Annotated in this window: 10 protein-coding genes; all 10 read left to right on the top strand. The window is 63.5% G+C overall.

Going from position 1 to position 10,735, the window contains the following annotated elements:
- Positions 1 to 8 precede the first annotated feature (8 nt).
- The 10 genes from AC3WR5_RS30625 to AC3WR5_RS30670 all read left to right on the top strand — a co-directional run bounded on the left by AC3WR5_RS30625 (position 9) and on the right by AC3WR5_RS30670 (position 10,584).
- A complete protein-coding gene (locus AC3WR5_RS30625) occupies positions 9 to 1,676 on the top strand; it encodes a hypothetical protein (protein ID WP_492489450.1) in 1,668 nt (555 codons plus the stop codon).
- Positions 1,676 to 2,476 (top strand): type IV pilus biogenesis protein PilP, encoded by an 801-nt coding sequence (pilP, locus tag AC3WR5_RS30630; protein WP_492489452.1) that lies wholly within the window; start codon positions 1,676 to 1,678, stop codon positions 2,474 to 2,476. Before AC3WR5_RS30625 ends, pilP begins: the two co-directional genes overlap by 1 nt.
- A 2-nt stretch (positions 2,477 to 2,478) precedes the next feature.
- Positions 2,479 to 3,681 carry a type 4b pilus protein PilO2 gene (gene pilO2, locus AC3WR5_RS30635; protein ID WP_492489453.1) on the top strand — a complete coding sequence of 401 codons (1,203 nt, stop codon included), beginning with the start codon at positions 2,479 to 2,481 and terminating at the stop codon, positions 3,679 to 3,681.
- Positions 3,671 to 5,272: an ATPase, T2SS/T4P/T4SS family gene (locus AC3WR5_RS30640; protein ID WP_492489455.1), complete on the top strand. Its 1,602-nt coding sequence runs from the start codon at positions 3,671 to 3,673 to the stop codon at positions 5,270 to 5,272. The genes pilO2 and AC3WR5_RS30640 overlap by 11 nt, the downstream gene beginning before the upstream one ends.
- Positions 5,262 to 6,407 carry a type II secretion system F family protein gene (locus AC3WR5_RS30645; RefSeq protein WP_492489457.1) on the top strand — a complete coding sequence of 382 codons (1,146 nt, stop codon included), beginning with the start codon at positions 5,262 to 5,264 and terminating at the stop codon, positions 6,405 to 6,407. The genes AC3WR5_RS30640 and AC3WR5_RS30645 overlap by 11 nt, the downstream gene beginning before the upstream one ends.
- 81 nt (positions 6,408 to 6,488) lie before the next feature.
- Positions 6,489 to 6,968: a type 4 pilus major pilin gene (locus tag AC3WR5_RS30650; protein ID WP_492489458.1), complete on the top strand. Its 480-nt coding sequence runs from the start codon at positions 6,489 to 6,491 to the stop codon at positions 6,966 to 6,968.
- Between the two features lie 15 nt (positions 6,969 to 6,983).
- Positions 6,984 to 7,964 carry an ATPase, T2SS/T4P/T4SS family gene (locus tag AC3WR5_RS30655; RefSeq protein WP_492489459.1) on the top strand — a complete coding sequence of 327 codons (981 nt, stop codon included), beginning with the start codon at positions 6,984 to 6,986 and terminating at the stop codon, positions 7,962 to 7,964.
- A gap of 10 nt (positions 7,965 to 7,974) precedes the next feature.
- On the top strand, positions 7,975 to 8,454 hold the full coding sequence (gene pilM / locus AC3WR5_RS30660) for a type IV pilus biogenesis protein PilM (RefSeq protein WP_492489461.1): 480 nt from the start codon (positions 7,975 to 7,977) through the stop codon (positions 8,452 to 8,454).
- Between the two features lie 43 nt (positions 8,455 to 8,497).
- Positions 8,498 to 9,826 carry a shufflon system plasmid conjugative transfer pilus tip adhesin PilV gene (gene pilV, locus AC3WR5_RS30665; RefSeq protein WP_492489462.1) on the top strand — a complete coding sequence of 443 codons (1,329 nt, stop codon included), beginning with the start codon at positions 8,498 to 8,500 and terminating at the stop codon, positions 9,824 to 9,826.
- Between the two features lie 254 nt (positions 9,827 to 10,080).
- A complete protein-coding gene (locus AC3WR5_RS30670) occupies positions 10,081 to 10,584 on the top strand; it encodes a hypothetical protein (protein WP_492489463.1) in 504 nt (167 codons plus the stop codon).
- Positions 10,585 to 10,735 lie beyond the last annotated feature (151 nt).

Raw genomic sequence — 10,735 nt, forward strand, 5'->3', positions numbered from 1 at the left:
CATCTGACATGACCCAACGCAGCATCGTGCCCCTTGCGCTCTCGGCCCTCGCGCTTGCTCTGTCCGCGTGCGGGACGGCCAACACCGAGATCGCGAAGGAGCACTCCGCGACGACCGAGCGAGTCGCTGTCCAGCAGGCCAAGCAAGACAAGCCCATCCCCATTGTCACGCGCACGTCCACAGCATGGCTCATGGGCAGCGCGGTGCCCGTTGCACCTCCGCCCTCCCCTCTGCTGACCCGTCGAATCACCTACAACCCGCGCCAGTCAGTCACGCTCGTGGATGTCGCCACCTTCCTGACGCAAAACGCAGGCATGACGGTCGACGCGACGGAGCTGTCCACGCCGGCTTCCGCCACGCGATCACCGGCCGCCATGCCATTGGCCGGCGTCGCGGCTCCGATCGTGCCTGCGCTCACCGGCACCGTGAACATGGCGCCCGCTGGCACGGTTGCGCGGCCCGGCGCGATCAATGCGCCCGGCGCCGGCAACCAGACCTTCGCGATTGACTATGACGGCGAGGTGTCGGGCCTTCTTGACATCGTCGCAGGCAAGGTTGCCGCATGGTGGAAGCTTTCGAGCGACGGCCGCGGCGTTGTGTTCTACAAGACCGAAACAAAGACGTTCTATCTGCCTGCGCTTGCAAAGAAGGTCAAGGGTAGCAGCCAGATCGCCGCGAACTCGACGAGCTCCAGTGGCGGGTCGAGCAGCTCGTCGGGCGGCACGAACAACACCAGCCTCATCGGCGCCAGCACCACCGCCGACTATGCGGACGACGTGTGGGGCGATCTCGAAAAAACCGCACAAACCGTCGGCGTCGGCGCCACCGTTGCGGTGAGTTCGTCCCTGGGCAGTGTCACCGTCACAGGCACTCCCCTTCAAGTGCGCAACGTCGAAGAGTGGGTCAAAGGCGTCTCCGACAACTTGAGCCAGCAAGTCGCGATCACGGTCGATGTCTATACCGTCAAGGGTAATGCGGAGGACAACTACAGCTGGGACCCGACCGCGCTGTTTTCCTCCCTGTCGGGAAAGTACGGCTTCAAGCTCACCGCCCCGGATTCCCCCGCCGTTGTGAGCGGCACAAACCCGATGAATCTGACCGCGAACGTGCTGTCGACCACGGGCAAGCTCGGGCAGTTCAATGGCTCGTCTCTCACCATGACCGCACTGTCCTCCAACGGGCGTGTCGTGCAAACGATGCATCAGACGGTCACGACGCTCAACGGCCGTCCGGTGCCTTTGCAGGTCGCGGATGTGAAGGGCTACCTCGCAGCGCAGACACCGAGCGCATCCGTCGCTGTCGGCGCTACGCCGCTGCCGCCGACGCTGACGCCGGGCACTCTGACCACGGGTTTCACGGCGATCTTCACGCCGCGACTCGTCAACGGCAAGGTGCTACTGGCCATGGACATCACCAACTCCAACGACAACGGCTTCGGCGTGTCCGGTACCAGCACGTCGTTCATCCAGACCCCGAATTACAGCATCGGCACTTTCCAGCAATCGGCGTCGCTCACCCCGGGCGACTCTCTCCTGCTCACCGGTGTCCAGAAGTTCAACGGACAGACCAAGCGCAACGGCGTCGGTGTTCCCGAGAACCATCTCCTTGGTGGCGGATTCGACGACACCACCGACAAGCTGATGACCGCCATCGTCGTGACCGCAAGGGTGCTCTGATGCAACGCCTCTCCTTCCGCCTCGCTTTGCTGGCGATCACCTTCCCCCTCTGCTGCGCGCGCGCAGCCGCGCCCGATGTTCTCTCCGACCCGCTGGGTACCATCCCCGGCGATGGCCGGACTGCTCGGTCGCAACTCGCTCCAACGGCCACGGGTGCGGTAGCGCCCGCCAAACAAGCGGTGATCGCGATGCCAACGCCGTCCGCACCGCCAGTCGTCGTTCCTGCCGCCTCTACTCCTGCGCTGCCCGCAGCGACACAGGCGAGGCAATCCTCGGTTCAGCCGGCAACCGAGCCGCGCACGACGACCCCCCGCCCGATCTCCGCTCCCACGAGCACAAGCCAGCTCGCGAGCACCGCCTCGGCCCCATCATTCGCCGCGGCGACGCAGAGCACTACATTGCCACAGCGTGGCGCTACGAGGGACGTCGCAACGCTGCGCCAGCTCGACGCTCTGCGCTCAGAAATCGCGGTGCTGGGACAAATGGTCAAGGCAGCTGAGCTACGGGCCAAGCTGCCCGCAAGTCAGGCGCCGGCGCAAGCACCCGCCCCTCGCGTCAGCGAATCTGAGCGCTCCAGCCAGGCCGTGCAGGCGCTGCAGGTCGTTTCGGTCTACGGCGTTGACGGGCGCCTCACTGCGGTCCTGCAGTTCCCGAGCGGCGGTGTCGTGAAGGTCCAGGCGGGCAGCGTGCTCCCCGGTGTGGGCAGGGTGACCACCGTCGCCCACAACCAGGTGAGTGTCGCAACCGCAGGTGGTCAATACGCGCTGAGCTTCGCGCCGATCACGGCCGTGGAGCAGTGACGATGGCCGGCATCATCCAGATTGGCAGGCATCGTTGGCTGGCCGGCATGAGCTGGTTGTCCTTCGAGAGTTCGCCGTCCAAGTCAGATCTGCGTGTGGACGCAGAGCGCCAGCGCGCGGACTGGGTCAGCATCCGCAACGCCACCGACTACAAGCAGGCCGGCTTCTGCGCGGCGATCGAGGGCGAGAAGACTCGCAAGCTCTTCAGCCTTGCGGCCAAACTCGCAGAGTCCAAGCAACAGCCGTGGCTCGGTGTCTTCCGCATCACCGACCAGCTGTCGTGGTACATCGCCGTGCGCGACAACCACACGATCCTGCCGGACGGCGACGTCTTGGGCGGCCCCGACGAAATCCGCAAAGCCCGCGAAAGCCATAGCGGCTTCCTGGACTGGAACCATGTCGAGGGCGACCTCGATGTCCTCGCAGAGATGCTTGATTCGGTCGACGCGAAGTCTTCGCCGGTCAGGCCAGTCGACGGCAGCTCCATCGTCCCGCAGGTTGCCATCGCAGCTGCTCTCGGCGTGACTCTGGTTGCAGGCGCAGGATGGTGGTACGCGCAAAAGCAGCACGAGGAACGCGAACGCCAGATCAACATCGCCGCGATGCGTGCGCAGCTCGCCAGGCAGGCCATTTCTGCCAAGGCACCAGCCGCGGCCCCAGCGTCTGCGCCGGCCCTTCCCGCCCCCGACGTTTGGCTGCAGGCCTGCGGCAATGCGGTCCTCGACCTTCCGCTCTCGCAGTTTGGCTGGGAGCTGAAACTTGCCACATGCGATCAAGCGACCGCAAGGGTCACCTGGACGCGTCTGGACGGCGCAACGCTGGACCAGCATCCCGACGGCACCGTCGGCGCGGACGGCAACACGGTGATCCAAGCGATTCCCTTGTCGGGGCTCAACGCGTCGCCAATGGGGGCGTTGTTGCCCCGCCAGGATGCCAACGAACGCCTGCGTTCATGGGCTCAAGGCCCCAACCTCGAGCTGATCCTCTCGGCCACGGCGGTTGCGCCTCCGACGCTGCCGGGAACGGAGAAGCAACAAGCGGAGGCGCCCTCCTTCACCGAGAACACGTTCAGCCTGGCCACGTCTGTGACGCCCTTCGCTTCCGAGTTCGAGCAGTCGATTGCAGCAGTCCCTGGCCTGCGCGTTTCTGGCATCGAGATGACCGACGCGGGCTGGACCATCCACGGAGTTCTGTATGCACGATGAAGTCATCGACCGCGCCGAGGACATGGTCGCTCTGCCAGAAGGCCTCGCCGATCGAGTAGCCGTGGACGTCGCTTCTGGGGTCGCGTACGTCGAACAGAGTTACGCGAGCAACGCGATCTTCCTCTCCTGGATCGCACGCAACACTCAGAACAATCGCAAGCTCCGAGTCGAGTCGCGCAGTTTCGAGGATGTCGCCAAGATGCTCGGTCGGGGCATGCGCCTCGGCACCGAGTCCGCCGGCGACGTCGACATGACCGTCCTCAAGGATGCCGAGCGCTTGATCTGCATGGCAGCTGCCTATAGGGCATCCGACATCCACTTGATGATGCGCGGCACGCACTGCGTCGTGCAGATCGAGATGAACGGCGGACTCCGCGAAATGGAGCAGATGTCGCACGCTGCCGGTTTGGCCCTTGCTCGCGCCATCTATCAAGGCCTCGCGACCGTCCGCGACGCAAGCTACAAAGGCCTGGAGTGCCAGAACGCTCAGATCGCGGGTGAAGTATTCCCAATCGAGACTGAGCTGTCGTCCGTTCGCATTGTGCGCGGGCCGTGCTACCCACAGGCCAAGGGCGGCGAGTTCATGACGTTGCGGCTGCAGTACCTCAGCGCCTTCAGTCCCGGGGACCGCGCGACTGAACTGCGGCCCTTGCCGCTGCCCCAGCGACCGGACGGCAAGATGACGCTCGTCGGCTACACCGCGGGCAATCTCGAAAAGATCCAGCGTCTCATGGACGCACCGACTGGCGTCCTGATCTGGCTCGGGCCCACAGGGTCCGGCAAGACGACGGCGATGTATGAAGTGCTCCAAGAAGGCGCACGCCGCAAGCCACAGAACCGACTCGTGACGATCGAGGACCCAGTCGAATATCCGATGGACTGGGCCGTGCAGATGCCCGTGACGAATGCGCGCAACGACGAGGAGACCGGCGCAGCCTATGCGGCCCTTCTTCGCGTGGCGCTACGGATGGCGCCGAAGAGCATCCTTCTCGGTGAGCTACGCGGGCCCGACGTCGCCGTGGCCGCGCTTGAGGCCGCCGTCACCGGCCACCAGGTGCTGACCACGCTCCACGCGACGGACCCGTTCCTGTTCGTCGACCGCCTGGAGCTGATGGACAGCGAGCGCCTGAACCGGCGCGTCTTCTGCGACCACAAAGTCGTCCGGGGCGTCATCGCGCAGCGTCTCCTTCCCCGGCTTTGCCGGCGCTGCAGCATCAGGCTGACGCCGGACAACATCACGATGCTGCCGCCACGTCTTCATCGTGCCTTGCAGACCTGGGGAAGTCTCGAAAAGGTCCGCCTGCTCGGCCCCGGCTGCGAGCACTGCAACCACTCAGGCACGGTCGACCGCTTCGCTGTCGCCGAGGTCGTTCCAACGGACGCAAGCCTCATGAGCGACTTCGTCCGGCACGGCACTGAGGTGGCACGCGCGAACTACTACGCCCGCCCCGACGCCGACCCGCCAATGCTTGTGCAGGCGATCAGACACACGCTCAACGGTGTTGTAGATCCTCGCACCGTCGAGGAGAAGGTCGACCTGATCGAAGCTCGCGAAGCTCACCTGCACCAAGGAGGACCACGTGGCCGCTAAGCCAACCTCGCTCATCCGCAAGAACGGTGGCGCCCGCACACCGTCCACCACGCTGGCTTCAGCCATTGAGCAGCGGATGGATCAATGGGCGTTCGCATGGAAGGTTCGCCGGGCGCTTTACAAGCACCTGTCCGCGCAAGTGGGAAACAAGATCCCGGTTGAGCGCGCCCTGGAATCGTTTCGCGGACGGCTGCAGCGGACGGGCCGAGTCAGCTCCGACAAAATCATCGCCGCCGTTTCTCGACGGATGCGCGACGGCCAGACGCTTACCAAGGCGTTGGGCTCGTGGATTCCTATCGACGAGGTGAGCATCATCAGCTCGGGTGAATTGTCCGGCAACCTCGCCCAGGCACTCGACCTACTCGTGGAGTCGAAGGAGCGTTCGGCGCGGGTCGTGAAGGCCATGCAGAACGCGCTGAAGAAGCCTCTGATTTACGCGGCCCTTGTCTACGCCTTCATCTGGTATCTCGCTTCGTCGGTGCTACCCGAGATGAAGTCCAACGACTTGTCAGGGCACCCTGGCGGCGCCTCGTCTGGGCTTTTTACGGTAGGCGACCTCGCCACCAGCGCGTGGGCGCTGCTGCCGCCCTTCGTGATCGTCGCCGCCATGCTGCTCGTGCTGTGGTCGCTGCCCAGGTGGAAGGGCCGCGCCCGCATCAGGGCCGAGCGCTTCTTTCCCTACAGCGCCTACCGCGACGTCCAAGGCTACGCCTGGCTGATGGGCTTCACCGCGCTGCTTCGCGCCGGCATGACCGATGTCGCTATTCTCAAGAGCCAGTGCGAAAACGCTTCGCCTTGGCTTCGCGAACGTCTCCACGCAATCTGGTGGCGAATGGACGACGGAGCGAGCCTTCCGAACGCCTTGGCCGCCAAGGGCAAAGGGCGCAACGGCCTGCCGCCATTCGGGTTCCCCAATCCCGACGTCGTTGACGACATCGCGTCGATGGCCGGCTTCAGCGACTTTCCCGTCCGCATAGCGCAAGTTGCGACGACGTGGGCGAACGAGCTGGAAGAAGACCTGCTGCAGTTGGCCAACCGGATCGGCTTCTTGGCCGAGGTTGTTCTCTACGTCCTGATGACCGCCCTGGTCTACGCCATCAACTCCATGTCCAACGTCGCCATCCCGAACTTTTGATCCCCAGTCCCACAACCTCCTTCAAGTCATTTTCGACACCGCATTTCTTCAACCCCAACCTCTACATCGGAAGTAATCATCATGAGCGAGATCCTCGGCACCCTCTTCAAGTACTTGGCCCAGATCATGGGCGTCGGCGCCATCCTTGGCATCGCGTACGCCGCGTTCGGCGCAAACAAGTCCTCCAACGCCATCACTGACCTGAATCAACTCGTTACCACGGTGCAGTCCGTGTATGGGGCGCAGAACACGTTCTCCACCTTGACCTCGTCCGTCGCCGCGGCAGGCAAGATGGCGCCCCAGCGAATGATCAGCGGCACGAGTCTCGTGAATCCGTGGAACGGCGCCGTCACGATCGCTGCAAACACCAATCCGACGTTGTTCGATGTCACCATGGCGGGAGTCCCGGCTGACGGCTGCAACAAGCTGGCCACCTCCACCACGCCCGTGGCGCTCACAATCAACGCGACGGCGATGACGCTCCCGGTCGATGCCGGCAATGCTGTGACGGCCTGCAGCAACGCGACGAGCAACACGCTGATTTTCTCCTTCGGCCGTTGAGCCCTGGCATCGGAAATGCCGCTCAGCGACCTGACGTTCTCCGACCTGTTCGTGGCCGAAACGGCCACGAACAGCTGGTTCAAGCCCACCCCGGATTCACTGCTGACCACGCCTGTTCCCTCGGAATGCGCCGTCGAAGTGGAAGCGCTGCGACGCGTACTGGAGGAGCGTTCGACGTCGCTAAGAAGTTCGGCCTTTCGCGTTCAGTGGCCTGGCGATGAAGGCATGGATCTGCGCGTTGGTCAGATGCGGCTGACGAATCAGCAAAGCATCTTTGTCTGTCGTCGCTATCGCATGCCCGCCAGCGCGCTCACAGACCTCGGAATGCCCCAAGCATTCGCCTCTCAATTCATGGCGGAACAGTTGACCGAAGGGCTCGTCGTCTTCCTTGGCAAGGCCGGCAGCGGCAAGACAACCACTGCCGCTTCGTTCGTGAAGCAGCGACTTGCGCAGTACGGCGGCGTGGCCTGGACGGTTGAGAACCCGATCGAAGTCCGCATCGAAGGACGGCACGGTCACGGCTGGTGCTACCAAACGGAGGTGCCAAGCGATGGAGACATCGGAGGCGCGGTGCGAGACATGCTCCGCGCCAGCCCGAACATCATCTTCATTGGTGAACTCCGGGACAGCGCAGCCGTGCGCGAGGCCATCACAGCCAGCACGAGCGGGCACCTCGTTGTGACGACATTTCACGCTGCCGATCTCGTCAGTGGCCTGGCGCGTCTGTCCATGCTGGCCAACAACGACAAGGTGTCCGCGGCACTCGCCGACGCATTGCGCGCCGCTGCCCACCTCTCGCTGCGCAACGCCCTCCCCGGTCGCGATCAGCCACGTGGGACGGGCACGCCGCCGCGTGTGCTTTCTGTCGAGCCTGTGTGGGTCACGGCCAACTCGTCGGACGCGGTGCAGTCCAACATTCGCAAAGGCGATTTCCACATGCTCAAGAGCGAAGTCCAAAGACAGTTGCGTGCGGCGATGACGCGCGGCAACACCTGAGAGGCGCGCCATGCGACTGGTCCTCCCGCTGCTCATCTTCGCGTTCTTTTTCGGCGTCGTACCGATCGCCCGCGACGCCGCGTCGAGCTCAGCTCCGACCTACCAGGCGCTGCAGGCCGCCCAAGCCGGCGAGCTCTTCGTTTCCTATGCGCGCGCCGTGGGGGCCTTCCAAGGCAAGAACCCCTCGTTCGTCGGCTCGGTGTCGCAATCCCAGCTCGCGGCGCTTGGCTTCCAGGCTTCGTCGCAGTTCTACAGCTCCTCTGGCAACGCCATAACAGCCATCGGGACGTCGGGCCGGGTCGTCACGGCGCACTCGACGCTTGCTGCCGGCGCGCTGAGCTCTGTTTCGTCATTTTCTGGCGGCGACGCGTCCTTCGGCGTGTCGAGCGGCGGCACCTGGACCAGCCTCGTCCCAGGCTCCACCGCGCAACCTCTCGCCGTTGCCGTGCCGGATCGCAGTGTCGTGTCTGTCGTCCAAGTCGGCCCTTGAGGCTGGCTCCGGTCCTCAAAGAGTTCAAAAAAGGTATCCCGTCATGAGCGAAATCATCGGCGTCTTCGTCGCCATCCTCATTGGTCTGCAGTTCGCTCCCAGCATCGCGCGCTTCATGCAGAGCGGTTCGGACAACACGCGCGCCGTCGCTGCGGCCCAGCAGCAGCGTCAGCTCATCGATGCCAGTACGTCGTACATCCAACAGTACGCCGCAACGCTCCAGGCAACCGCCTCAGCGAACTCGCCGGTTGTTGTGAGCGTCGCGATGCTTCAGGCGGCCAACAATCTCCTCCCGAGCTCCTTCTCTTCTTTGAATCCCTACGGCCAAACTTGGCAGCTCGAGGTGCTGCAGCCTTCCGCTGGCGTGCTGCAGGCGATCGTCATGTCGACCGGCGGCGCCGCATTGGGCGACTCCTCCGCCGCGAAGATCGCGAACATCGTGGGGGCCAAGGGCGGATTCATTCCCAAGAACGACTCGGGCGCCTATGGCTCCGCTTCTACGATCTACGGAGCGTTCGGCGGCTGGCAGCTTTCCTCGAACTTCTACACGTCAGTCACCGGTGGTCACCTCGCTTCCATCATCAACTACGCGAACGGCCAGGTCACGAACAACTACTTGTACCGCACAGCTGTCGCTGGCCAGCCGCAGCTGAACAACATGCAGACGGATCTCGGCATGACCGATGTGGGTGGTACGCCGCACAACATCAGCGGCGCTGCGACCGTCAGCTCGCAGAACTTGACGGCGGTTGGTTCAGTCACCGCAGGCACGATGTCCGCAGGGGGCAATCGCTTCTCGGTCGACGCTCAGGGCCGCATTGGCTCCAGCGGATACGCGCCTACCGACCTGCCCGGAGGTTGGGGCGGCGGCCTTAGCACTGCCGATGTCTACTCCCACAACACCATTGCCGTGGGCTCTGGTGGAGGCATTGCCGCCTACATGAACAACTCCGGCGCGCTTGTCGCTGGAAATGGCCAGTTCCAGGTGAACGGTTCCGTTGTCTCGGTCGGCGCCGGAGGTTCTTCTGGATCGGGGTGCGGCGGTGCAGGTGGCTTCGCCACCATCACTTCGGACTCTGCAGGAGTTCCGCTGATTTGCCAGGGCGGCGTGTGGCGCCCGGTTGGCGGTCGAGTCCAAAAGTTCGGGTTTTACAGCGCGGTCGACGGCACTGTCATTCCGGCGCCCGGATGCCCGGCCACGGCGGCGCCGGGTGCGCTGGTAATCGCGACGAACATCTACATCGACGCCACCGCTTCTGCCTCCTACACCTCGCCGGGGACTGGTCCTTGGACGATTCTGATTCGCGACGGCGCGAACACCCCGATCCCTGGCGGGTCTGCCCAGGTCGAGACGTACTGCGTCTTCAGCTGATCATGAAAAAGCAATCGCTCATTCTCGCGGCCTCGCTGATCGCGGCAGCGGCCCAGGCCCAGCCCGTTCGGTGCTCACCTGGCTTCCAGGATTCATCGTGCGGCAGCGTTCTCATCAACCCAGCGCAAACGGCACCTACTTGCTCAACGGAGGCGGGCTGGGCGACCACGTCCGCCGCCGTTTGGCAAGGTTCACACTACTCCACTCCCGGTTGTTCTTACACGGCGGCCCCGACGTGCCCTGCCAACTACACGATGACCGTAGCTCCCGGTTGGAACGGCTCGGCCTGGTCTTCGCCAACCTGCGCTCCAAACACGCCACCTGCCCCCACAGATCCTCAAATTCCAACAACACCGCAAACTCGAACCATTCCAATTCATGACCCGTATGAAGGGATGGAAAACGCCAACGGCGGTATTTACGGGGCCGTTGCAGGCTATGAGACGGTTACTTGGGCACCCGCCACAAACTCGTTATGCGTGAAACTGAAGGCCAAAGATGGCTGCCTGATTGGTTACGATGGTTCCGGTGGATATTCTGGATGGGACACGTTTTATAGCACCTCGTCGTATGAATACTTCAACGAAAACAGCAACCTCTCGTATTACGTACAAATTTACACTTCCTCTGGCGCGCTCTCTTATAAAGCCGCACCAGCTTGGAATGTGAGCTACGCAACGTTTCTATCATGGTCACTTGTAAGGATGTTTTCGCTTGAAACTGGCCAGGAAGGATGGACCGTAACAGGCGGAAGTTGATAAGTAGTTCGCCGGCGCGGAAAGTAGAAAGGGCCCTCGCGAGGGCCCCTTCTATTTGGATCAAATCATCTTCACCCGCCGTCGGATTTTCCTACTCACCCCAGGAGTCGGACAGGGCGAGGCGAAATAAGAATGGCCCACCAGGGCCACC

It is taken from the genome of Ideonella sp. FW305-24, from assembly GCF_058788035.1.

Excerpts from the sequence above, each read along its gene's own strand:
- AC3WR5_RS30625 (WP_492489450.1), top strand. The coding sequence starts at position 9 with ATGACCCAACGCAGCATCGTGCCCCTTGCGCTCTCGGCCCTCGCGCTT.
- pilP (WP_492489452.1), top strand. The coding sequence starts at position 1,676 with ATGCAACGCCTCTCCTTCCGCCTCGCTTTGCTGGCGATCACCTTCCCC.
- pilO2 (WP_492489453.1), top strand. The coding sequence starts at position 2,479 with ATGGCCGGCATCATCCAGATTGGCAGGCATCGTTGGCTGGCCGGCATG.
- AC3WR5_RS30640 (WP_492489455.1), top strand. The coding sequence starts at position 3,671 with ATGCACGATGAAGTCATCGACCGCGCCGAGGACATGGTCGCTCTGCCA.
- AC3WR5_RS30650 (WP_492489458.1), top strand. The coding sequence starts at position 6,489 with ATGAGCGAGATCCTCGGCACCCTCTTCAAGTACTTGGCCCAGATCATG.
- AC3WR5_RS30655 (WP_492489459.1), top strand. The coding sequence starts at position 6,984 with ATGCCGCTCAGCGACCTGACGTTCTCCGACCTGTTCGTGGCCGAAACG.
- pilM (WP_492489461.1), top strand. The coding sequence starts at position 7,975 with ATGCGACTGGTCCTCCCGCTGCTCATCTTCGCGTTCTTTTTCGGCGTC.
- pilV (WP_492489462.1), top strand. The coding sequence starts at position 8,498 with ATGAGCGAAATCATCGGCGTCTTCGTCGCCATCCTCATTGGTCTGCAG.
- AC3WR5_RS30670 (WP_492489463.1), top strand. The coding sequence starts at position 10,081 with ATGACCGTAGCTCCCGGTTGGAACGGCTCGGCCTGGTCTTCGCCAACC.